Raw genomic sequence first — 22884 nt, forward strand, 5'->3', positions numbered from 1 at the left:
AGTGTCCGGCAAAGGTTGAGACGTGGCCGACACCATGTAGCTGGAGAAAAAAGATGGAACGACTGAAATTGCTTGGCGTGATCGCTCTTTGCGCAACCTTGGCGCCGGGAGCGGCTGCCTCTGCGCGCGGCGGCGGACATGGGGGCGGTGGACATTTCGGGGGCGGTGGCGGACATTTCGGAGGCGGCGGATTTCACGGTGGTGGGCACTTCGGAGGCGGCGGAGGCTTCCACGGCGGAGCTGGTCATTTCCGGGCCGCTGGCGGCTTCCATGCGCCCGGCGGTTTCCATCAGGCCGGACGTCCCGTCTCGGCCGGCGCCGGCTTCCATGGCGGTCAATTCCATCATGCCGGGTTCCGGCATCGCTACCGCCACGCATGGGCTTACGGCGGGGGTCTTGGCCTTGGCGGCGCCTTCGCGCTGGGCGCCTATTCGGGCTGGCCTTACTATGGCGGCTACGACGACGGCTACTACGGCGATTACGACGACGCTGCTGATGGCTCGTCCTATTGCGAACAAAAATATCGCTCGTACGACCCGGCTTCGGGAACGTATCTCGGCTACGATGGCAAGCGACACCCCTGCCCATAGCTCGATGTGGTGACATCTTCGAGCCGTGCTCGCCGGCACTTCGGGAGTCCCTGAGATCGCTGACGACGCACGGCCCGAACAATTCGCAACTGGGCAGCCTGGTCCTTTTTTATTGGGGACTTGACGGGCAGGAAAACCAGGAGAACGGCCCCTCCGCCACGCGCGTCATAAGGCGGGTCTACTTCGTGAACGTATTCGCGACCCTGCGGGAGCGAAGGACGTACGTTATCCAAATCGTGGCACTGATTACACCGACAACCGCTTGTCCGACCTGTCGAGGTTCGATGATGAAAAAATCGCTGAACGGGCGATTGAGGGCGGCGGAAAAAAAAGATGCGACGCAGAGGAGATCGACGAGCGGCATCAGCACCGCGCAGATCATTTGTACGATGAAGAAGGCTGGAAACCTGTGGGAGTGTCTGAACAGGAGCACCGTTGTCCAGATCGCGAAGCCGATCATGGCGGCGTTTATCAGCATTTCACTCCAGATCACCGTGGGAAAGTAAGTCCAGACTTTGTCGTCGATCGATTGCACATATTGTCCGACGTTGAAGATCAGGCGCAGGATGCCCATCACCTGGCCGAACGCGAGAAGCGCGAGCCAACCGCTGATGCCGGTCATCTCGCGCTGGACATCTTTGAAGGCAGTAGCGTCCTCGGCGAGAACGGCGGGCTCCCGAACGGCGGCCGCCGGTGGCGATGCCGGCTCTTGCGGCGGCGATTGAAGAAGCTGCTGCGCGATCTCGTGCACCTCCGCGGCCGGCTTCCAATCCTCGAAGCCGTGCCGCCGGACCATCACACGCCGAGGATCGGCGATACGAGCGAGGAGCGTAAGGAGTTCCGAAATCGAGATCGGGCCGCGCTGCTGCCCGCCGTCCGCGTAGTACCATAAATCCGTCATGCCAACGCCCCCGCACCCGCCGTATTCTACCCGACGCAGGTACACGTCACGATAGAAAAACGATTAGTGGGGTATTGGCACTACACGTCCATGGCGACGCGCGGCAAATGGCGATCCCGGCATGACTCGAACATGCGACCTACGGTTTAGGAAACCGCCGCTCTATCCGGCTGAGCTACGGGACCGCGGAACCCGCTGGTACGGGTTCGATCCCGTCATAGCAGAGCAAAATGCGGTTCGCCAGCCGTCAGGCGGGCCAGACCATCGTCAACCTGAACGGGGCGGCTATACAATCGCTTCCAGGCCCCTCTCGGCGGAGCAGCTCACATGATCGAAAGCATCAGCGCCATCACGCTCGGCACGCATGACATGGGGCGCGCCGTGCACTTCTACCGTTCGCTGGGGTTCGAGCTCCTGTATGGCGGCGAAGCCGCTGCATTCACCAGCTTTCGCGCCGGCACCGGCTATCTCAACCTGACGGCGCAGCCGGACGACAAGCGCTGGTCCTGGTGGGGCCGCATCATCTTCTACGTCGCCGATGTCGACGGGACCTACGAGCGCGCACGCGCCGCCGGATGGCAGCCGTCGACCACGCCGCGCAATGCGGAATGGGGTGAGCGCTACTTCCATCTCACCGACCCCGACGGCCATGAGCTCAGTTTCGCGCGACCGTTGTCCTGACCGCATAAGTCACATCCGCTGACGTTCGCAACGCGCAAGTAGCGCTGTCTCAGCCGCCGTGGCAAGCTCGGCGCGGTTGCCTCAAGCGAGAATTGTATCTGGGTTCTAACCAGGGAGGACGACCATGGTAACCTATGTCGTGCTGGGAAGCTTCACTGATCAGGGAGTCCGCAACGTCAAGGACTCGCCGAAGCGGGCCGACGCCTTCAAGGAGATGGCCAAAACGTTCGGCGTGACCGTGAAAGAGATCGTCTGGACGCAGGGACGATATGACGTTGTAACCGTTCTCGAGGCTCCAGATGAGGCTGCCGCGATGTCGCTCAGCCTTAGTCTCAGCGCACTCGGCAATGTCCGCACCGAAACGCTGCGCGCGTTTTCGGCGGCAGATATGACAAAGATCGTCGGCAAGATGCTCTGACGCTCAAGCCCGCGCGAGCGCACTGGACCCGGGATGGCAATCCCGGGAATAGGCCTCTCATGCCCTGATATTGTTCTCGCGCACCACCTTGCCCCAATAGGCGACCTGCTTGTCGAAGAAGCTCTTGAAGGCGGCGCCGTCCTGGAGCAGCAGCGTCATCTGCTGGGTCTCCTTGAGCTGGGCGGCGGTCGCGGGCTCGCTCAGGATCTCCCTGGACGCCGTCGCCATGGCCGCGACGACATCCGGAGGCGTGCCCGCGGGCGCGAAGATGCCCCACCAGGCGAGCGTCTCGAAGTCCGGAAAGCCCGCCTCGATCGCAGTCGGCGTATCCGGCAGCGCCGGCAGGCGCTCGCGGCCGAGTTGCAGGATCGGCCGCAGCATGTTGGTGCCGAGCTGGGCCGAGACCAGCGCCGCCGATCCCGCAATCAGATCGACATGGCCGCCGAGCACGTCGTTCATCGCCGGGCCGCCGCCGCGATAGGGCACGTGCATGATCTCGACGCCGGCCTTGGTGCCGAGCACGGTCATGGCGAGATGGCCGAGCGTGCCGATGCCGACGGAGGCATATTTCACCGCGCCGGGCGTCGCCTTGCAGGCGGCGACCACGTCGGCAAAGCTCTTGTAGGGACGGCCGGCGCCGGCAGCGATCACGTAGGGTGCGGTGCCCACCAGCAGCACCGGCATCAGCTCGCGCTCGACATCGACCGGCGGCTTGTCGAGGATGGACGGGATCACCGCGTGGGAATCGAAGGTGACCAGGAACGTCGCGCCGTCCGGCGGGCTCTTGGCAACCTGCGCCGCGCCGAGCGCGCCGGCGGCGCCCGACTTGTTCTCGACCACGACGATGCGGTTGAGCTTTGTCTGCAGATTGGCCTGCAACAGCCGCGCCATCGCATCGGTCGATCCGCCCGGCGGAAACGGCACCACCAGAGTAATCTTGCCGGCCTGCGCCACCGCTGGCGCGATTGCGAGAATAGCGGGCGCTGCCAGCAGCGTGCGTCGTGTGATCGTCATGGTCCCCTCCCCTTTGGTTTTGCGCCTGGCTTTTGCTCTTTGGCGCCTAGGTCGTGCCGAAGCCCGACCCCGCTTTTTTGTATTCTCGCCGTGGTGGACTGAAAATGTCCAGCACGCGGGCCCCATCGGGGCCGGCGCGCATGGTGTGCGGCACATTGCCGGGCGTGCGCCAGAAATCGCCCTTCTTTACCGGAATTTCCTCATCACCCTGGACGCGGATGGCGGAGCCGTCGAGCAGCACGCCCCATTGCTCCTCGGGATGATGATGCAGCGTGCCTTGCGCATGCGGGGCCAGCGTCACCACCGACAGCATCGCCTGCTCGCCGGAGAAGATGCGCGTGGTCACCCCCGCCGCGAGCTCGCGAAACAGCCCGTCGCTGGGATCGTCGATGTTGTGAAATTCGTCCTTCTGGCTCACGCCGCCCTCCCCTTCATTCTGATCTGATCAGGATTTGCCATAAGAACCCTGGTAGCGGCCCTCGCGGATCGCCTTCATGGTTTCCTCCTCGCGCGCGACCTGGGCGCGGACGGCTTCCAGTAGCACCGCGGCGCCGGCGGCGGGGAACGACACCACGCCGTCCTCATCGCCGACCACGATGTCGCCGGGCGAGATGACGCTGCCGCCGATCGTCACGGGCACGTTGATCTCGCCGGGGCCGTTCTTGTAGGGGCCGCGATGGATCACCGCGCGGGCGTAGCAGGGAAAGTCGTCAGCGGCGAACGCCGCGACGTCGCGGATCGCGCCGTCGATGACATAGCCCTCGGCTTTGCGCCACTGCGCGATGTTCTTCATGATCTCGCCGACCAGCGCGCGGGTCTCGTCGCCACCGCCATCGACCACGATGACGTCGCCGGGACCGACCAGCTCGAGTGCGCGGTGGATGGCGAGATTGTCGCCGGGACGGGTGCGCACGGTGAAGGCCGTCCCCACCAGCTTGCCGCTGCGATGATAGGGTTTCAGCCCCACCGCGCCGGGCAACCGGGCGAGATTGTCTGAAATGACCGAGGTCGGCGCGCCGCGAAACCCCTCGATGATCTCGGCCGGCGGCTTCGGCACGCTGTTCGCTGCGATGGTGATCGTCATGTCTCAATCCTTCTGTATTCTTCTTATTCGGCGTGCGCCTGCGCCTTCGCCGGCCGAATCCGGAAGGCGCGCCCTTCCTTCATCCATGCTGCGCGCTCGTCGCGCAACAGTGTGCGGCGAACTTTTCCGGAATCATCGCGCGGCGGGGCGCTGACGATCTCGAAGCTCTCGGGGTGCTTGTAACGGCTGAGACGGTCTTTCAAGAAGTCCGCCATGCCGTCGGCGATGGCCTGGCCGTCCGCGTCCGGCTCCCGCTCGATAATGGCGTGCACGCGCTGACCCAATTCCGGATCGGGCAATCCCACCACCACGCAGGAGCGCACGCCGGGGCTCCCAGAGACCGCAGCCTCGACCTCGGCTGGATAGATGTTGGCGCCGCCGCGCAGCACCATGTCGGCGAGACGGTCGCCGAGATAAAGATACCCTTCGGCGTCCAGCCGGCCGATGTCGCCGAGCGACTCCCAGCCGTCCGCGCGGCGCTTCGGCTCGGCACCGAGATAATGATAGGTGGCATCCCTGCCGTCATTGTTGAGGAAATAGATCTCGCCGGTCTCGCCGGACGCGACGTCGTTGCCGTCCTCGCCGACGATGCGCAAGCGCGCCATCTCGCCGATCCTGCCGACCGAACCTTTGTGGGTCAGCCATTCCGTGCCTGAAATGATGCACGAGCCCTGCCGCTCGGTGCCGCCATAGAGCTCCCAGACCCGCTCAGGCCCGAGCCAGGCGATCCAGTTCTCCTTCAGCCAGGGCGGCATCGGAGCTGCCATGTGAAACACCGTCTGGAGGCTCGACACGTCGTAAGAGTTGCGCACGCTCTCCGGCAGCGCCCAGATCCGGTGCATCATGGTCGGCACGAAATTGACCCATTGCACGCGCTCGCGCGCGATCTGCCGCAGCGCCTCCTCGGCGTCGAACTTGACGAGGCCGGTGAGCTGGCCGCCGGTGAAGAGCGCGTAGTGCGACACGATGAACGGGGCGTTGTGATAGAGCGGACCGGGATTGAGCAACGAGACGCCGAAGGGAATGTTGAGCGGCGGCGCAGCGACCGTGTCGGTCACGGCCGGCTGATGATCGAGGATCACTTTTGGCCGGCCGGTCGAGCCGCCGCTGGTCATGGCCTTCCAGTAGCGGGCCACCGGCGGATCGAGCGGCTCGTCCGAAAAACCTTCCGGCACGAAATCCGCCGGCAGGCGGTTCGGCGCGTTCCAGTCGGCCTCGCCGCCGACCACCAGCGCGGGCTTCAGGATGTCGAGCACCGCGGCGGCCTCGCCGCGCGGCAGCCGCCACGACAGTGACGTCGGCGTCGCTCCGCACTTCCATACTGCAAACGAGGTCTCGAAGAACGCGTTGCCGTTAGGCAAACCGATTGCGACAAAGTCGCCGGGCTTGACGCCCTTGGCCATGAACGCTCGCGCGCGCCGGTTGGCGCCACGTTCGAGCTCGTCCCATGTCAGCGTATCCTGCCCGTGACGGACGGCGATCGTGCCTTGCGGTTTGCGTTGAGCGTACCAGCGAGGCACGTCGGACAGGGGCAGCAGCATCAGGTGTTTCCACTTCGTCTTCTTGGCGTCGTCTCAGGATGAGACGTCGCGAGACGAAGTGTAACAGCCGGAGCCAAGCCTTCAAGGGATCTGGCTTCGAGGGATATGGCTTCAAGGGATATGGCTTCAAGGCATCTGCCTTCAAGGGATCTGCCTTCAAGACGTCCGCATCAGCGCTCCGCCCCGCAGCCCGGAATATCGAACAGCGCCGCGAGGCCGCATTTCGAGGTCAGCATCTTGTCGCCGTCATGGCCGACGCCGGCGACGTCCCAGACCCGGTGATTGGGCGTGCCGCGGTCGCGCTTGGCCATCGCATCCGCATAGGCGTGGCCGCGGGCGTAGCGCGTGGGACCTTGCGCCTCGGCCATACAGCTCTTGTCCAGCGCGGAGTGCTTCGGATTGGTGTCGAGCGTGCCCAGCAGATAGATCACCTCGCGCTCGACATAGCGCTGCTCCAGCGCTACCGGCGTTGCGTTCGCAAGATAGGGCGGACGCCCGTCCATGCCGTATTTCCAGTTGTTGTAGCCCGGGCAGGATGCGGCGATCGCCGGCACGGGCCGCGTGTTGCTGAAATAAGCGTAGGAGGACGGATTGGCGACGACGTAGCGGACATCGATATGCTGGCGCGACAGCGCCGCCTCGCCTTTGCCGGCGATGGCATAGCGTTGCGCGACCTGGCCACCGCCGGAATGGCCGGCGACGACAACCTGCTTCAGATTCGGGAAGATGCGCCGGTCCGAGAGTTTTACGAGGATCGCATCGAGCGCATCGAAGGACGACACCGGATTCGGCGCCAGCGCGGCGTCGCCGCCCTCCCATCCCTCCAGCGACCAGCGCAGCGTATCCGCGGGCAGCCTGTGCGCGTCGATATCGATCTCCGCCAGAAACTGCGGGACGATCATCAGCGCGCTCTTGCCGTCGTCGCCCGCCGCAACCTGCGCAGTATGGGCCGACATGTAATATTCGTCGGCATTGCGCAGGCGTCCGTGCAGCACGATGATGGCGCGCGAGATCGCCGGCAGCGGCAGCGACCAGTCGCTGGAAAGGTAGAGCGGCAGCATTCCCTGACCGCCGACCGAGAGCCGCGCGTCGGCGATCGCCCTCACCGGCCTGCGGTTGGGCGCCTCCTCGTCCGCTGCGAACGCATGGCTGGAAATGAACGCCAATGTGATTGCGGCGAGACGGGCCAACGCTCTCATGACGGATATTCCCCTTCGAATTCAAACCAATAAAGTCTAAGCCGATCATGTGCCGCGCGGCTGTGACTCCCGCGCCACGTCAAACAAAAAATGTCAGCATTCCAGCCATGAAATTCCCGAGTTCCACGGGTGACAAGCCGGCGATAAAGGGGCAAAAATCGGACCCGACTCAGTTCGGGTTGAGTTTTGCAAGGAATGCTCTCGTAGAATGTCGGACGTAGTTGCATCGCGTCGTGCGGCGCTAGTCGTTGCCGCAGCAGGATTTTTTCTGCTGATGCCGTTGCATGCCCACGCCCAATGGTGGAAGCGCGCGCCCGTCGATTTCGAGGAATGCGCCGACGCCGCCGAGAAGGCCGCGAACAAGACCGAGAAGACGGCTGCGCTTGCCGATTGCAACGCCAAGTTCGCCGGCCGCCGCAAGCCAGGCGGCGGCTATTCCTATTACGATTTCCTCCAGGACCGCACCTTCGACATCGCAGGTCCCAACCCGACGCCGGAGGAGCAGAAGAGGATCGACGAATCCTACACCTCCTACCTCGCCAATCAGCGCCGCAGCAATGAAGCCGCCCAAGCCGCCGCGCGTCAGCAGCGCGAGCAGCAGGAACAAGCGCGGCAACAGCAGGTCGCTCTGCGAACCGAGGTCGAGCGCGTGTCCGTCCCGGTCGCGCGCGTGCCTGTCCCGGTCGAGCGGCCGAAGGTGCAGCAGTCCGTCAGCCCGCGACCGAAGGGCGCACCCTGCACCAAGGGCTCGTTCTCCTGCGAATGGCCGCGGCTATCGGAAAGCTTGAGCGATCTGAAGAAGCTGTTCACCCCGGCGCCAAGCAAGCCGGCGAAGAAGGGGTAAGCTCCTCGCGCAGCAAACTCCGCTGTCGTCCCGGACAAGCGCAGCGAAGCGGAGCGCTGATCCGGGACGACAGCGAGAGTGTGGCGTTAGTTCGGCTGCTTCTTCTTGCTGCGCTTCGGTTTGACCACCGGCGCACGCGTGGGCTCTGTTGTCGTCGGCGAATTGCCCAACTGCGACCTGCTCTCCTGCAACCGCCTGTCATAGCCGGGCGAGCTCACGACCGTTGGCGGCCTTGCGTAGGCGAGCGTCGACGCGGCGCAGAGCGCGGCCAGCGCGAGCCCAATCATCAGACAACGCCGCATCGTTGCTCCTCCCGCCGCCCGGCTCGCCCTCAGGCCACGCCGCGGATCTGCTGCGGCGTCAGCCGCGGCGGACCATTGCCTGCCGTCTCGGCCTGCTTGATCAGCGCAACAATACGGCGCATCAGCGGCACGTCGACGTTGTTCTGCTCGGCGAGTGCGATGACTGCGCCCTGGAGATAGTCGATCTCGGTCTTGCGGCCCTGCTTCAGGTCCTGCCACATCGAGGAGCGTGCCTCGGGATCGATCTTCATCGTGCGCCCCAGGATCGCATTGAAGATCACATCAGGCAGCCTGAGCAGGGTCGGCGTCCATCCCAGCGGGATCGGCGTCGCCGAGACCGGCGCGATGCCGGCGGCCTTCATCGCAGTCACGCCTTCGGCCATCTGGTCGGCGAACAGTCTTCGCCAGTCGCGGTTCGCCAGTTGCGCGGCGAGCGGCATGTCGGACAGCGCGCTGAGCGCATTGTTCAAATTGATGATCAGCTTGCCCCATTGCACACCGGTGATGTCACGGCTTGCGCGCACGGCGAGGCCGGGCACCGACAGCGCTGCGGCCGTATTCGCCTCATCCTCGCCGACATGGATGTCGCCGGACGTCGAGCGGTGAAAGCGCCCCTCGCCCATCGCGATCACGTTGAACGGCACCATGCCGGCGAGCACGTGCCGGCCGCCGAGCCGCTCGCGCAGAACCGCGACATTGCCGACGCCGTTCTGCAGGGAGACGATGACGGCGTCCTGCGGCGCGTGCCGGGCAATCTGGTCCGCGACATCGGCGGTGTCGGCGCTCTTCACCGTGACCAGCACGATGCCGGCGTTGTGGAAAATCGCAGGATCCTCCGACAACGCGAGCTGGCCCGCGCCGAGCTTCTGCTCGGAGCCGTCGAAATCGGTCAGCCGCAGGCCGAACCGCTCGATCTCGGTTTTGACCCGCGGCCGCACCAGCAGCGCGACGCGGCGCCCTCCGGCCGCCAGCTGGCCTCCGACGAAACAGCCGATGGCGCCCGCGCCGGCCACCACGATCGGTCGATCCGCAACCACCTGACCTTGCTCCCTTGAATGACCCGCCCTCGATAGCAGAGGCAACGCCGGCTGCCCATTGGTTGCGGTGCATTCGCCTTGTAACCGTCATGAGAGCCTCATATGTTTTTGCCCCGGGGGCTGTCACCGGCGAGAACTCGCCGACGAGAACGCCAAAGGAGAGCACCATGGGTCTACTCGACGTCCTCAACGGCATGCAGAACGGCCCCCGCGGCCCGAGCACGCCCAGCTCTGAGCAATCCTCCGGCGGCATGTCGCCAATGACCATGGCGCTGCTCGGCCTGATCGCCTGGAAGGCCTTCAAGCATCTGACGGCTGGCCAGCCCGACGCGGCGCCGGCGCCGGCGCCGCAGCAGCGCTCGCCGCTGCCGCCTCCGACGCCTGTCAATACGGGCAGCAGCGCTGTTCCCGGCGGCCCCGGTGGTAGCGGCGGCCTCAGCGATCTGCTCAAGGGTGGCCTCGGCGGCCTGCTCGCGGGCGGCGCGGCCGGCAGCGTGCTCAGCGGCGGCCTCGGCGATCTCCTCAACCAACTCCAGCAGGGTGGCCACGGCGAGACAGCGAGCACCTGGGTCGGCAAGGGCGAGAACAAGGCGATCGCGCCCGGCGATCTCGCCAGCGCCCTCGGCGCCGACCAGATCCAAAGCCTGTCCGCCCAGAGCGGCCTGTCGCGCGACGAGCTGCTCTCCGGCCTCAGCCAGTATCTGCCACAGGTGATCGACCACCTGACGCCGGACGGCCGGCTGCCGACCGAGAACGAGCTCTCGGGCAGACTTTAATCGAACCTTGATCTACGCGTTCTCGGGAAGGGGAGCACTGACATGAGCATGGGCGGCCTGTTGTGGATCATCGTCGTCGGCTTCATCGCCGGCCTCATCGCGCGCTGGCTGGCGCCGGGACCGAACAACCCGAGCGGCTTTATCCTCACCACCATCCTCGGCATCGCCGGTGCGTTTCTTGCGACCTTCATCGGACAGGCGATCGGGCACTACAGCCCAGACCAGGGCGCCGGCTTCATCATGGCCACGATCGGCGCGGTGGTGGTGCTGTTCATCTGGCACCGGCTGGTCGCGAGCGGCGTGATCAAAGGGTAGCGGTGCGGGACGTCGGGCACGACGCCGCCCTCGCACTCCGTCATTGCGAGGAGCCCTTGCGACGAAGCAATCCAGACTGTCCGCGCGGACGCTCTCTGGATTGCTTCGCTTCGCTCGCAATGACGAATTAAGTAATCAGATGCATCCCCGCATCCATCCGCACGACCTCGCCGGTCATGTTGCTCGACGCCGGCGTTGCCAGGAAGCAGACGAGCTGCGCGATATCATTCGCGGATGAAGCGACCTTCAGCGGCACCTTCGCCACCACGCTGTCGCGCACCTGCTTGGCGCCGGCCTCGCCGCGGCCCTTGGTGAACCAGGGCGTGTCGATATAGCCGGGACACACCGTGTTGACGCGGATCAGCGGCGCCAGCGCGCGTGACAGCGACAACGTCATCGTGTTGAGCGCGCCCTTGCTCGCGGCATAGGCGATCGACGAGCCGACGCCGCTGATGCCGGCAACCGAGGACACGTTGACCACGGCGGACGGCCGCTCCGAAGCCTTCGCGCCGGCCTCGAGCAGGCTGCGTGCTGCGCGCACCATCTGGAACGGGCCGATCGTGTTGACGCCGTACAAGCGCTGGAAATCTTCAGCCGACAATCCATCGAGATCGGCATGCGCAACATGCTTGGTGATGCCGGCATTGTTGACGAGCACGTCGAGCCGGCCCCAGCCGCTGGCCGCCGCGACGATCTTGCGGCAATCCTCGTCGCGCGAGACGTCGCCCTGCGCGACCAGTACTTCCGCCGCCCCCGCCTTGCGGCAGAGTTCGGCCGTGGCCTCGGCTTCCTTCTGGCTCGAGGAATAGTTGATGACGAGCCGCGCCCCGCTCCGCGCGAGAATTTCCGCGGTCGCTGCACCAAGTCCGGATGCGGACCCCGTCACGATTGCGCACAAGCCGTCTTTTGCCATCCGGATTTCCTTCCCCTTGATTGAATGCAAGCCTTAAGCAGCTGGCCCTGTTTAGCGAGTTTGCCGCGCCCTGCAAATCGACCAAACTCCGCTAAGCGGAATTAGTCCATAGCAGCTCTTGCGCCCATGCCGGAGCCGCAGATGGGCCTGCGGTCAACGCTTGTCAGGGCCATGGCTTTTTCGGATCATCGGGCGCAAGAAGAGACCGCGCGCCGCGCCGACCGGACGGAACGCGCCAATGGCAAAACACGGGGAACGCTGTGGCGGAGAGTGACAATATCGTCGTCGAGACCGCGGAGAAAATCTTCGCCGATCTCGCCGATCCGCAGACCATCAACAACGACAAGAAGGGTTCGTGGCAGGCGCCGCTGTGGCAGGCGCTGAGCGAAGCCGGCTTGCCATTGTCCTGGGTGCCTGACGATCTCGGCGGCTCCGGCGCCAGCCTTGCCGACGGTTTTGCGCTGCTGAACGCCGCCGGCCGCTTCGCAGTCGCGGTTCCTCTGGCCGAGACCATGCTGGCGGGCTGGCTGCTTGCGCAGGTGAAAATCGCTTCACCGGAAGGTGAGATGACGGTGCTGCCGGCCTCGCCGAAGGATCGCATTACCCTCGATGCCGACGGCGCGCTCTCCGGCCGCGCCCGCGGCGTGCCCTTTGCCAAGGCGGCGAAGCACTTTGCGGTGCTGGCGCACGGCAAGGATGGTATCTCGATTGCCTTGGTCGATGCGAGCAAGGGCCGGATCGAATCCGGACTCAATGTCGGCTACGACCACAGCGATACCGTGACGCTTGACAAGGTCCAGCCCGTCACCGTCAAGCCCGCGAAGGGCTTTGACCAGACCACGCTCATGCTGATGGGCGGCGTCGCGCGCAGCCTTCAGATCGCGGGCGCGCTGGAAGCGATGCTCGACATCTCCGTGCGCTATTCCAACGAGCGCGTCGCGTTCGAGAAGAAGATCTCGAAGTTTCAGGCCGTGCAGCACAACCTCGCCCGTCTCGCCGGCGAATCCGCCGCGGCGCTTGCGGCCGCGACGTCGGCGGCCGACGCCATCGCGAACGCAAAGTCATTCGACGACGAGGTCTATCTCGAGGCTGCCTCGGCAAAGATCCGCTGCGCGGAAGCCGCGGAAAAAGGCGGCGCCATCGCGCATCAGGTGCACGGCGCCATCGGCTTCACCAGCGAGCACATCCTGCACCGCTTTTCGCTGCGGGCGCTGGCCTGGCGCGACGATTTCGGTTCTGAGAGTCACTGGGCCGTCGAGCTCGGCAAGCTGGTGGCAAACCGCGGCGCCGACGAATTGTGGCCGCTCGTGGCTTCGCGCTGATCAGGGGACGAGACAACAATGACCGCTGCCCTTCGTTTCGATCCGATCCGCCTGCCCGAGAAGTGCGAGCAACTGCGCAAGGAAGTGCGCGCCTTCCTCGCCGAGGAAATCGCCGCCGGCACCTTCGATCCGCACAAGCCCAACCGCGAGGACACCGACGCGCCGGAATTTTCTCGCCGGGTCGGCGCCAAGGGCTGGCTGGGCATGACCTGGCCGAAGAAATATGGCGGCCAGGAGCGCTCGTTCCTCGAGCGTTACGTGGTGACCGAGGAAATGCGCGTCGCCAACGCGCCGACGCGGCGTTTCTTCGTCGCCGACCGCCAGAGCGGGCCGGTGCTGATCAAATACGCGCCCGAGCACATCAAGATGGATATCCTGCCGCGCATCTGCCGCGGCGAGATCTGCTTTGCGATCGGCATGAGCGAGCCGAACTCCGGCTCCGACCTGTTCGCGGCCAAGACGCGCGCGACCAAGACCGACGGCGGCTACCTCATCAACGGCACCAAGATCTGGACCTCGTCGGCGCACATCGCCGACTACATGATCGCGATCTTCCGGACCTCGCAGCCGACCAAGGAAAACCGCCGTCACGGCCTGACGCAGTTTCTGGTCAAGATGAAGCAGCCGGGCATCCAGGTGAACCCGATCGGCCAGATCACCGGCCAGTACGAGTTCAACGAGGTCGTCTTCACCGATTTCTTCGTGCCCGATGATCACGTGCTCGGCGAAGTCGACGGCGCCTGGAAGCAGGCGACGAGCGAGCTCGCCTATGAGCGTTCCGGCCCCGAGCGTTTTCTGGAGACCTATTACGTGCTGACCGAGCTGGTGCGCGCGGTTGGCCCCAATCCGGATACCCGCAGCGCCGAAGGCATCGGCCGGCTCGTGGCGCAGCTCCACACCATGCGGCGCATGTCGGTCTCGGTTGCGGGCATGCTGCAGGCCGGCAAGGAGCCGGTGGTAGAAGCGTCCATCGTCAAGGACATCGGCACCGTCTGGGAGCAGCAGCTTCCGCACCGCGTGCGCGATCTTGCCGCCTTCGTCGAGGAGACCGCGACCAACCGCGAGACGCTGGAGCGGCAGCTCGACTTCGCCATCAAGACCGCACCGAAACTCACCATCCAGGGCGGCACCACCGAGGTGCTGCGCGGCATCATCGCGCGCGGGCTTGGCCTGCGCTAGTCGCGCGGACTTGGTTTGCGCTAATTCAATCGAGGATCGTCATGAGCACCTATCAAGATATCGGCGTCGAAAAAGTTGGCCACGTCGGCACCATCGAGATCCGCCGCCCGCCGCTGAACTTCTTCGACATCTCGCTGATCAACCAGATCGCGGATGCGCTCGACGAGTTCGATCGCGACATCGAGATCCGCGCATCCGTGCTGTCGGCACAAGGCAAGGCATTCTGCGCCGGCGCCAATTTTGGCGATCCGGCACGCCAGGCGCAGGAAGCGCGCGAGGCCGAGAAGAAGGGCGACCCGGCTGACAACCTCGGCCCGATCAACCATCTCTACATCCAGGCCGTGCGTATCTTCCGCGCCAAGAAGCCGATCGTCGCGGCCGTGCAGGGCGCGGCCATCGGCGGCGGGCTCGGTCTCGCAGTATCGGCCGACTTCCGCGTCACCTGCCCGGAAGCGCGCTTCTCCGCCAACTTCACGAAGCTCGGTTTCCATCCGGGCTTCGGCCTGACCGTGACGCTGCCCGAGCTGATCGGCAAGAACAATGCCGAGCTGATGTTCTACACCAGCCGCCGCGTCACCGGTGAAGAGGCGGTGAAGTGGGGCCTCGCCAACGAGCTGGTGCCGCAGGACCAGGTGAAGGCAGGCGCGATGAAGCTCGCCGCCGAGATCGCCGAATGCTCCCCGCTCGGCCTCCTCTCCACCCGCGCCACGATGCGCGCCAACCTCGCCGACCGCGTGATGGCCGCGACCAATCACGAGCTCGCCGAGCAGACGCGCTTGCGGGCGACGGAAGACTTCAAGGAAGGCGTCAAGGCCACCGAAGAGCGCCGCGCGGCGAATTTTAGGGGAAGGTGATTGCGGCGACGTCTCGCCGTATCACACCAGCGTCGCCATAATCTCCCTGTCGTCCCTGCGAAAGCAGGGACCCATAACCACAGGAACGGGTTTGGCGGAGACGCGGAGTTATCATCCCGCATCATAACCACTCCCTGTGGTTATGGGTCCCGGATCTGCGCTTCGCTTGTCCGGGACGACGGCGGTATGTGTGGCAACCGCTTACGCCTCAAGCCGGAACGTCACCCCGCCGAGCAGAAACTCGCTCCCCGCAATCGCGAGCCCTTTCGCCTTCGCGGCATGCAGCACGCTCGCGACATCCGCCACCTGAAACTCCAGCGCGCTCATGATCTCGCTGGCGCCCTTCACGAAGCGGAAGGTGGCATTGGGCAGTTTCAATTCGGCACCGCCACTCGGCGCGACCCCGATGATCTTCCCCCAATGTTCAGCGAGCGCCTGAGGATCCGGGCTCTGCATCTCCACGCCCGTCAGCGCCTGCGTCACATCCTTGCGGATGAACTTTTGCCAGTCCGGCCCTGCCGGCGGATACGACCCCAGAATATCGTCGCTGCCTTTGGTATGGTTGAATTCGATGAAGGCGGCGCGGCAGTCGCGGGGGTGGAGCTGCACGCCGTGATAGGGCGCGTGGTCGATCACGTTGGCGGTGCGCACGCCCATCGCATTGGCGTTGCTGCCGCGTTCGTCCGGATCGTTGCAGCAGAAGATCGCCATATAGCCGCCGCGGCCGCCGGTCTTCTCGATGAAGCGGCCGGCGGTGGTGCCACCCTTGAACGGCGCTACCACCTCCAGCAAGATCGTGTCGACCGGGAGCAGCGCGTTCTCCAGGCCGTATTTGGCGACATTGCCATCGCGGTAGCAGACGTCGAGGCCCATGATCCCGGCGATGTCGGAGACCACAGGCGCGAGCTGCGGCGCGACGAGGCAGATCTGCCGGAGCCGCATATAGGGCGCCATCGTCATGCGCCCTTGAAGGTCGGCTTGCGCTTCTCGACAAAGGCCTTCGCGGCTTCCTTGTGATCCTCGGTGTCGCTGCAACGGGTGTGATGGATCGCCTCGCCGTCGAAGCAATCCTCCAGCGCCAGATGCTCGGCGTTGTTGATGTTGCGCTTGATGAAGCCGAGCGCGATCGATGGGCCCTGCGCCAACGACAGCGCGAGCTCGTGCGCGGCGACATCGATCTCGGCGTCGGGAACGACTTTCGTCACCATCCCGATCGCATGCGCCTCCTTCGCCGTGAGCACCGGCGACATCAGATAGAGCTCGCGCGCCCGCGCGCTGCCGAGCAGCTGCGTCAGGAAATAGGTGCCGCCATAATCGCCGGAGAAGCCGACCTTGGCGAAGGCGGTCGTGATCTTGCAGGATTCGCTCGCAATGCGCAGGTCGCAGGACAGCGCCATGGAAAGGCCGGCGCCGGCTGCCGCGCCGTCGAGCTGCGCCACCACGGGCTTCGGCATCTGGTGCAGGATGCGCGAGACCTCCATGCCGCGGCGCAGGTTCGCCATTTTCACCTCGAACGGCAGCGGCGCACGGCCTGCCGCCATCGACTTGACGTCGCCGCCGACGCACAACGAGCCGCCCGCGCCTTTGAACAGCACCGCGCGCACCTCGGGATCGTCAGCCGCGCGCCGCGCGGCCTCGACCAGCCCCGCGACCATGTCGGGGTTGAGCGCGTTCTTCCGCTCCGGGCGGTTCATCGTGATGGTGAGCAGCCCGCCTTCGAGCTTTTGCAGGACCATGTCGTTCATGGGACGTCTCCCTTGTTGTTGTTTTGCTCGGGCCTCAGCCACACCCGTCATTGCGAGGAGCGAAGCGACGAAGCAATCCAGACCGTCTCTGCGGAAACATCTCTGGATTGCTTCGCTTCGCTCGCAATGACGATCTCTATTTCTTCACCAGGGGGCAGCGCGACTGCTCCAGCGACTGGAACGCCTCGTTGCCGGACACGGTGGCGAGCAGCTTGTAGTCGTCCCAGCGGCCCTTGGACTCCGACGGCTTCTTGACCTCAAACAGGTACATATCGTGGATCATGCGGCCGTCCTCGCGGATCTTGCCGTTCTTGGCGAAGAAGTCGTTGATCGGTGTCTCCTTCATCACCTTGATGACCGCGGCCGAGTCGGTCGTGCCCGCCGCCTTCACGGCCTTCAGGTAATGCGTGACGGACGAATAAACGCCGGCCTGCGCCGAGGTCGGCGGCCGCTTCATGCGTTCGGCGAATCGCTTCGAAAATGCGCGCGTGTCATCGTTGAGGTCCCAGTAGAAGGCTTCCGCCAGCAGCAGGCCCTGCGCTGTCTCCAGCCCGATCGAGTCGATGTCGGTGACAAAGGCGAGCAGCGGCGAGACCTTCTGGCCGCCCTTGGTGATGCCGAACTCGGCCGCCTGCTTGATGGCGTTGACGGTGTCGCCGCCGGCGTTGGCAAGGCCAATCACCTTGGCTTTGGACGCTTGAGCCTGGAGCAGGAAGGACGAGAAATCCGAGGTGTTGAGCGGATGGCGCACGGCGCCGAGCACCTTGCCGCCGGTCTTGGTGACGACGGCGCTGGTGTCCTTCTCCAGGTCCTGGCCGAAGGCGTAGTCGGCGGTGAGGAAGAACCAGCTGTCGAGGCCAGACTTCACGGCGGCAAGTCCGGTCACGTTGGCCTGGCCGTAAGTGTCGAACGCGTAGTGAATGGTGTAGGGACCGCAGGCCTCGTTGGTGAGACGGATCGAGCCCGGGCCGTTGAACATGATGATCTTGTTGCGTGCTTTCGCGATCTCGCCGGCGGCGAGCGCAGTGGCCGAGGCCGCGACGTCGTAGATCATCTCGACGCCCTGGTTGTCGAGCATGTCGCGGGCGATGTTGGCGGACAGGTCAGCCTTGTTGAGATGGTCGGCCGCCAGCACCTGGATCTTGCGTCCCAGCACCTCGCCGCCAAAATCTTCGACGGCCATCTTGGCCGCAGTCTCGCTGCCGGGACCGGTGATGTCGGCATAGAGGCTCGACATGTCGAGGATGCCACCGATCTTCAGCGGCGGCTTGTCCTGGGCCTGCGCGGCGGCGCTCGCACTCAGCGCAAACGCTGCGGCAAAAATGCCCGACAAAATATGCTTCATCGAAAAAGACCTCCCTTATCGCGCCGTACTCTGATGGCGGCTTGGTTATTGCTCTTGGTTATTGCTGTTGCCGCAATCATGCCGCATGCGCAAGTGCGCAGCAAGCGCGAGGGCGTTGCGGGCGCATGATTGCCGCACATGTTTTCCGCAAAGCGGAATGGCATGTTGCGGCGAAATGTTTCCACCGTCATTGCTGTGCAAGTTCATTAATTCGCTGATCGAGTGTGAGGCAATGGCGACGCGTCACGCGAACTGCCGTAGGGTGGGCAAAGGCGCGCTCTTCGCGCCGTGCCCACGAGCCCGCGCGACAAATCAAAGACGTGGGCACGCTTCGCTTTGCCCACCCTACGATAGCCTTCGCGGTTCGCCACGTTTGCGTTAGAACTAGAGCACAACGCAACCTTTCCGGGCACCGTGACGCGACTGCTTCATCTCATCGTCGCACTTCCTCTCGTCGCCGGTCACACCGCGTTCGCCGCACCGTGCCAGTTCGAGTCCCAAGGCGACGGCCGCGTCGCCGCAATCGTCGATGCGCGTGGCGTGCGTCTCGACGACGGCCGCGAGGTGCGCCTCGCCGGGATCGAGCCAACCGCAACGACGAGGCAGGCGCTGACATCGCTGCTCACCGGACGCGACGTCACGCTGCGCGGCACCGACGACACGCCCGACCGCTACGGCCGTCAGGGCGCACTCATCTTCGTCGGCGAAAGCGAGGCCCCCATCCAAGCCATGCTGCTCGCCCAGGGCGACGCCCTCGTCTCCGCCGAGATCGCGGACAAGGACTGCGCGGCGGCCCTGATGGCGGCGGAGACCGAGGCACGGCGCCAAAAAAAGGGCAACTGGGCTGACCCGTCGGCCATAAAAAACGCGGAAAGTCCGGACGATATTTTGGCGGGGATCGGGCGCTTTATGGTGGTCGAGGGCAAAGTCCTGTCGGTCCGGCAAGCTGGGGCAATGACCTACCTCAACTTCGGACGAAACTGGACACGCGGCTTTGCCGTGACTATTTCAAAGCGTACGCAACCCGCGCTCGAAAACGCCGGGATCACTCTTAAGTCCCTGGAAAATAGACGGATTCGCGTCCGGGGCTGGGTCGAGGGGAATTCAGGGCCGCGCATCGATGTGCGCCTTGCGGGGCAGGTCGAGTTGCTGGGTGCAAACGAGCCGACAGGGGTAAGGCCCTAAAGAGGGCCAGGCACGGGTTAAGCGACGTGGATGGGGTGCTAGAACGGCACGTATCGAGTGAACGCCGCCGCCTGCGGGCTGCGCCGGCGGCGCTGTGCCTCGTGCTGGGCTCAGCCCTTGCCGGTTGCGGCGACATGAACCGGTTCCAGACCGCGGCGGCCCCGCCGACCGTGGCGATACCCAAGCCGAAACCGGCGGTCGCGCAGACCCCCGCCACCGAAAAAGAGCACGAGCGCATCCTGGCGAGCTATGGCGGCACCTATGACGACCCCAGGCTCGAATCGCTGGTCAGCAAGACCGTCGACCGGCTCGTCGCGGCGTCCGACCGCCCCGACCAGGGCTATAAGGTCACCATCCTCAATTCCGGCGCGGTGAATGCGTTCGCGCTGCCGAACGGCCAGCTCTACGTCACCCGCGGCCTGCTTGCGCTCGCCAGCGACACCTCGGAATTGTCCTCCGTGCTCAGCCACGAGATGGCGCATGTGCTGTCCAAGCACGCCGCGATGCGCGAGGACCAGGCGCGCCAGGCCGCGATCGTCACCCGCGTCGTCACCGACATGAGCAACGATCCCGATCTCACCGCGCTTGCGCTGGCCAAGACCAAGCTCACCATGGCGAGCTTTTCGCGCAACCAGGAGTTCGAGGCCGACGGCATCGGCGTCGGCCTTTCCGCCAAGGCACATTTCGACCCCTATGGCGCCGCCCGCTTCCTGTCGGCGATGGAGCGCAATGCCGAGCTCAAGGTCGGCAAGACCTCGCTCGATCCGCGCGCGCAGGATTTCACCTCGTCGCATCCGGCCACCCCCGAGCGCGTGCAGAATGCGCAGACCATCGCACGGCAATATGCGGCGCCCGAGGGCGCCGAGCGCGACCGCGAGACCTACCTCGCCGCGATCGACAACCTCGTCTATGGCGAAGATCCCAGCGAAGGTTTTGTCCGCGGCCGGCGCTTCCTGCATCCGAAACTCGGCTTCACCTTCCAGGCGCCGGACAATTTCACGCTCGACAACACCGCGCAGGCGGTGATCGGCGTGCGCGACGGCGGCTCGCAGGCGATGCGCTTCGACGTCGTGAGGGTGCCGGCCGAGCAGTCGCTGGGCGATTACCTGAATTCCGGCTGGATGGAGGGCGTCGAGAAGGCCTCCACCGAAGACATCACCATCAACGGTTTTCCGGCTGCGTCCGCCACCGCCAAGGGCGATCAGTGGCAGTTCAAGGTCTATGCGTTGCGCTTCGGCAGCGACGTCTATCGCTTCATCTTCGCGACACGGCAGAAATCGACCGAGAGCGAGCGCAACGCGCGCGAGACCGTCAATTCATTCCGCCGCCTGACGCTCGACGAGATCCAGGCCGCGCGCCCCCTGCGCATCAAGGTCATCACCGTGCAGCCCGGCGACACCGTGGAATCGCTCTCCCATCGCATGGCCGGCGTCGATCATCCCGCCGAACGCTTCCGCGTGCTGAACGGGCTCGATCGCAACGCGCAGGTGAAGGTGCGGGATCGCGTGAAGGTCGTGGCGGATTGACGCGCGCTAAGCGCGCGTCATCGCGGGGCGCGCTTAGCGCGAACCCGGGATCTCGAGCCACAAAGACAGTGCCGTAGGGTGGGCAAAGGCGCGTAGCGCCGTGCCCACGATCCGTCAATGATAGCGACAGATGGTGGGCACGCTTCGCTTTGCCCACCCTACGAGACCTGCTCTGCCGACCTACCGCGCCTTTTCCTTCAGAAACGCGATGATATCAGCACGATCCCGCGCGTCCGGGACGTCGAAAAACATCTTGGTTTCCGGCACCATGGCCTGCGGTCCGGCCAGCCATTTGTCGAGATTGTCCTCGGTCCAGACGATCCCTGAGTTCTTCAGATCGGCCGAATAGTCATAGCCGGGCACGCTGCCCGCCTTGCGACCGACCACGCCCTTGTGCATCGGGCCGACTGCGTTCTCATTGATGGAGTGACAATCTGCGCAGCCCTTGTAGAGCGTTTGGCCGCGCGCGACGTTGCCGGTGGCATGGGCAAGCCCGGTCGAGAAAACGATCGCGACGATGGTGAGGACCAGGCTTACGGTAAGGACTAGGCTTGCAAAACTTTGCGGGTGGACGGGATTGGACCGGACGTTCATGGAATCTCCTGCTTGCGTCGCCGCAAACAGGATCGCCCGGCCTGAATTTTATTCCCGTCCGCTGGACGCGGCTTAAGCGCCCGCGTCCATGTCGCCCGCCTCACGCTGGCCGCTGAGCCAGAGTGCGAGCAGGGTCCAGAACGCGCCTGACAGCAGATACGCACCCGACGCGATGACGCCGAGATTGGTGGCGAGCAGAAGCGCCACCAGCGGCGCGAAGCCGGCACCGAACAGCCAGGCCATATCCGAGGTCAGCGCGGAAGCCGTGTAGCGGTACGCCTGCCGGAAGTTCGAGGCGATCGCGCCCGAGGACTGGCCGAAGGAGAGACCCAGCAGGATGAAACCGATCACCATGTAGATGGTCTCACCGAACGCGCCGGCATCGAGCAGCTGCGGAGCAAAACCGCTGTAGATCGCGATCGCAATGGCCGATCCCATCAGCAGCGATTTGCGGCCGACGCGGTCGGCGATGATGCCGGAGGCCACGATCGCCGCGACGCCGAACACGGCGGCGACGATCTCGATGATCAGGAAGCGCACCGGGCTTTCGCGGGTGAACAGGAACACCCAGGACAGCGGAAACACCGTGACCATGTGGAACAGCGCGAAGCTCGCGAGCGGCGCGAATGCACCGAGCATGATGTTCTGGCCTTCGCGCGCGACGGTCTCGGAGATTCGCGCGGGCTGCAATTCGCGGGTCTCGAACAACGAAGCATATTCTTCCGTCGTCACCATGCGCAGGCGCGCGAACAGCGCCACGACGTTGATGGCGAAGGCGACGAAGAACGGATAGCGCCAGCCCCAGTCGAAGAAGTCGTCGGCCGAGAGATTGCCGGCGAAATAGGCGAACAGCGCGCTTGCCACGATCAGGCCGAGCGGCGCGCCGAGCTGCGGCACCATCGCGTACCAGCCGCGCTTGGAGGGCGGCGCGTTCAGCGCCAGGAGCGAAGCCATGCCGTCCCAGGCGCCGCCCCAGGCCAGACCCTGCGCGATACGCGCCAGCGCCAGCAGCCAGATCGCGGCAACGCCGATGTCGTGATAGCCGGGCAGGAACGCGAGCGCGACGGTGGCGGTGCCGAGCAGAAACAGCGCCGAGACCAGCTTGGCGGTTTTGCCGTACTCGCGATCGACCGTCATGAAAATGACGGTCCCGATCGGCCGGGCCACGAAGGCCAGCGCGAAGATCATGAAGGAATAGAGGGTGCCGGTCAGCTCGCTGGTGAACGGGAACACCAGGCGCGGGAATACGATCACCGAGGCGATCGCGTAGACGAAGAAGTCGAAGAATTCCGAGGTGCGGCCGATGATGACGCCGATGGCGATCTCGCCGGGACTGGCCTGGTCGTGGCCGTGCTCGCCCGAGTGGAGGTCTGCCATTGCAGGGGTCTGTGCCGTCGCCATTCGTGCGCCCTTAACGTCCTGAAAACCAAAGCCGACCGCCCGGCGGGGCGCCAGGCAATCTGCCCCTGTTTGACCCAACATTCCGCAGTGCAACATTGGACAAATTGTCCAATGTCCG

25 protein-coding genes and 1 tRNA gene are annotated in these 22884 nt (G+C 64.9%); 11 read left to right on the forward strand and 15 right to left on the reverse strand.

Annotated features, from left to right (window positions below; translation table 11 throughout):
* Positions 1–53 precede the first annotated feature (53 nt).
* Complete coding sequence (locus IVB46_RS27915) at positions 54–590, forward strand: BA14K family protein (protein ID WP_247316407.1); 537 nt, start codon at positions 54–56, stop codon at positions 588–590.
* A 178-nt stretch (positions 591–768) separates the two neighbouring features.
* Here the strand turns inward: IVB46_RS27915 and IVB46_RS27920 are convergent, their stop codons facing one another.
* Positions 769–1491 carry a DUF2569 family protein gene (locus IVB46_RS27920; protein WP_247316408.1) on the reverse strand — a complete coding sequence of 241 codons (723 nt, stop codon included), beginning with the start codon at positions 1489–1491 and terminating at the stop codon, positions 769–771.
* Positions 1492–1599: 108 nt separating this feature from the next.
* Positions 1600–1676, reverse strand: a tRNA-Arg gene (locus IVB46_RS27925).
* Between the two features lie 142 nt (positions 1677–1818).
* Between IVB46_RS27925 and IVB46_RS27930 the strand changes: the two genes are divergently transcribed.
* Positions 1819–2172, forward strand: a complete 354-nt coding sequence (locus tag IVB46_RS27930) for a VOC family protein (protein ID WP_208083452.1) — start codon at positions 1819–1821, stop codon at positions 2170–2172.
* A gap of 124 nt (positions 2173–2296) precedes the next feature.
* The gene (locus IVB46_RS27935) at positions 2297–2590 is read left to right on the forward strand and encodes a GYD domain-containing protein (RefSeq protein WP_063980665.1); all 294 of its coding nucleotides are present in this window, start codon (positions 2297–2299) and stop codon (positions 2588–2590) included.
* Between the two features lie 57 nt (positions 2591–2647).
* Here the strand turns inward: IVB46_RS27935 and IVB46_RS27940 are convergent, their stop codons facing one another.
* The 5 genes from IVB46_RS27940 to IVB46_RS27960 all read right to left on the reverse strand — a co-directional run bounded on the left by IVB46_RS27940 (position 2648) and on the right by IVB46_RS27960 (position 7428).
* The gene (locus IVB46_RS27940; protein ID WP_247316409.1) at positions 2648–3604 is read right to left on the reverse strand and encodes a tripartite tricarboxylate transporter substrate-binding protein; all 957 of its coding nucleotides are present in this window, start codon (positions 3602–3604) and stop codon (positions 2648–2650) included.
* 46 nt (positions 3605–3650) lie between these two features.
* Positions 3651–4022, reverse strand: a complete 372-nt coding sequence (locus IVB46_RS27945; protein ID WP_247316410.1) for a cupin domain-containing protein — start codon at positions 4020–4022, stop codon at positions 3651–3653.
* A gap of 27 nt (positions 4023–4049) precedes the next feature.
* Positions 4050–4688: an RraA family protein gene (locus IVB46_RS27950; protein ID WP_247316411.1), complete on the reverse strand. Its 639-nt coding sequence runs from the start codon at positions 4686–4688 to the stop codon at positions 4050–4052.
* A 23-nt stretch (positions 4689–4711) separates the two neighbouring features.
* Positions 4712–6229, reverse strand: a complete 1518-nt coding sequence (locus IVB46_RS27955; protein ID WP_247343886.1) for an AMP-binding protein — start codon at positions 6227–6229, stop codon at positions 4712–4714.
* A gap of 170 nt (positions 6230–6399) precedes the next feature.
* Positions 6400–7428, reverse strand: a complete 1029-nt coding sequence (locus IVB46_RS27960; protein ID WP_247316413.1) for an alpha/beta hydrolase — start codon at positions 7426–7428, stop codon at positions 6400–6402.
* Between the two features lie 208 nt (positions 7429–7636).
* Here IVB46_RS27960 and IVB46_RS27965 point away from each other — a divergent pair, with 208 nt between their 5' ends.
* A complete protein-coding gene (locus IVB46_RS27965; protein WP_247316414.1) occupies positions 7637–8272 on the forward strand; it encodes a hypothetical protein in 636 nt (211 codons plus the stop codon).
* An 86-nt stretch (positions 8273–8358) separates the two neighbouring features.
* Here the strand turns inward: IVB46_RS27965 and IVB46_RS27970 are convergent, their stop codons facing one another.
* Positions 8359–8574, reverse strand: a complete 216-nt coding sequence (locus tag IVB46_RS27970; protein WP_247316415.1) for a hypothetical protein — start codon at positions 8572–8574, stop codon at positions 8359–8361.
* A gap of 29 nt (positions 8575–8603) precedes the next feature.
* Positions 8604–9611: a 2-dehydropantoate 2-reductase gene (locus IVB46_RS27975; protein WP_247316416.1), complete on the reverse strand. Its 1008-nt coding sequence runs from the start codon at positions 9609–9611 to the stop codon at positions 8604–8606.
* Between the two features lie 167 nt (positions 9612–9778).
* On the opposite strand from IVB46_RS27975, the gene IVB46_RS27980 reads away from it, so the two are divergent.
* Complete coding sequence (locus tag IVB46_RS27980; protein ID WP_247316417.1) at positions 9779–10387, forward strand: YidB family protein; 609 nt, start codon at positions 9779–9781, stop codon at positions 10385–10387.
* Positions 10388–10429: 42 nt separating this feature from the next.
* Positions 10430–10702, forward strand: a complete 273-nt coding sequence (locus IVB46_RS27985; RefSeq protein WP_080586664.1) for a GlsB/YeaQ/YmgE family stress response membrane protein — start codon at positions 10430–10432, stop codon at positions 10700–10702.
* Between the two features lie 127 nt (positions 10703–10829).
* Here the strand turns inward: IVB46_RS27985 and IVB46_RS27990 are convergent, their stop codons facing one another.
* Entirely contained in the window at positions 10830–11615 is a 786-nt protein-coding gene (locus IVB46_RS27990; protein WP_038934418.1) for an SDR family oxidoreductase, read from the reverse strand.
* A gap of 260 nt (positions 11616–11875) precedes the next feature.
* Between IVB46_RS27990 and IVB46_RS27995 the strand changes: the two genes are divergently transcribed.
* Genes IVB46_RS27995 through IVB46_RS28005 form a run of 3 tightly spaced genes read left to right on the forward strand, consistent with a single transcriptional unit; the run spans position 11876 to position 14970 of the window.
* Positions 11876–12937, forward strand: a complete 1062-nt coding sequence (locus tag IVB46_RS27995; protein WP_247316418.1) for an acyl-CoA dehydrogenase family protein — start codon at positions 11876–11878, stop codon at positions 12935–12937.
* Between the two features lie 18 nt (positions 12938–12955).
* Positions 12956–14116 (forward strand): acyl-CoA dehydrogenase family protein, encoded by a 1161-nt coding sequence (locus IVB46_RS28000; RefSeq protein ID WP_008133127.1) that lies wholly within the window; start codon positions 12956–12958, stop codon positions 14114–14116.
* A 41-nt stretch (positions 14117–14157) separates the two neighbouring features.
* Positions 14158–14970: an enoyl-CoA hydratase/isomerase family protein gene (locus tag IVB46_RS28005; RefSeq protein ID WP_247316419.1), complete on the forward strand. Its 813-nt coding sequence runs from the start codon at positions 14158–14160 to the stop codon at positions 14968–14970.
* Between the two features lie 201 nt (positions 14971–15171).
* Here IVB46_RS28005 and IVB46_RS28010 read toward each other — a convergent pair whose 3' ends face one another.
* From IVB46_RS28010 to IVB46_RS28020, 3 genes are all read right to left on the reverse strand, one after another.
* The gene (locus IVB46_RS28010) at positions 15172–15924 is read right to left on the reverse strand and encodes a hypothetical protein (protein ID WP_247316508.1); all 753 of its coding nucleotides are present in this window, start codon (positions 15922–15924) and stop codon (positions 15172–15174) included.
* Between the two features lie 2 nt (positions 15925–15926).
* Positions 15927–16715 (reverse strand): enoyl-CoA hydratase, encoded by a 789-nt coding sequence (locus IVB46_RS28015; RefSeq protein WP_247343889.1) that lies wholly within the window; start codon positions 16713–16715, stop codon positions 15927–15929.
* A 136-nt stretch (positions 16716–16851) separates the two neighbouring features.
* Complete coding sequence (locus tag IVB46_RS28020; protein ID WP_247343892.1) at positions 16852–18060, reverse strand: ABC transporter substrate-binding protein; 1209 nt, start codon at positions 18058–18060, stop codon at positions 16852–16854.
* Positions 18061–18474: 414 nt separating this feature from the next.
* Between IVB46_RS28020 and IVB46_RS28025 the strand changes: the two genes are divergently transcribed.
* On the forward strand, positions 18475–19245 hold the full coding sequence (locus IVB46_RS28025) for a thermonuclease family protein (RefSeq protein WP_247343896.1): 771 nt from the start codon (positions 18475–18477) through the stop codon (positions 19243–19245).
* A 134-nt stretch (positions 19246–19379) separates the two neighbouring features.
* Complete coding sequence (locus tag IVB46_RS28030) at positions 19380–20771, forward strand: M48 family metalloprotease (protein ID WP_247316509.1); 1392 nt, start codon at positions 19380–19382, stop codon at positions 20769–20771.
* 180 nt (positions 20772–20951) lie between these two features.
* Here the strand turns inward: IVB46_RS28030 and IVB46_RS28035 are convergent, their stop codons facing one another.
* Positions 20952–21365, reverse strand: a complete 414-nt coding sequence (locus tag IVB46_RS28035) for a cytochrome c family protein (RefSeq protein WP_247316425.1) — start codon at positions 21363–21365, stop codon at positions 20952–20954.
* Between the two features lie 72 nt (positions 21366–21437).
* The gene (locus tag IVB46_RS28040; RefSeq protein WP_135216452.1) at positions 21438–22766 is read right to left on the reverse strand and encodes an MFS transporter; all 1329 of its coding nucleotides are present in this window, start codon (positions 22764–22766) and stop codon (positions 21438–21440) included.
* Positions 22767–22884 lie beyond the last annotated feature (118 nt).

Source organism: Bradyrhizobium sp. 61, assembly GCF_023073075.1.
GTDB classification, from domain to species: Bacteria; Pseudomonadota; Alphaproteobacteria; order Rhizobiales; family Xanthobacteraceae; genus Bradyrhizobium; species Bradyrhizobium barranii.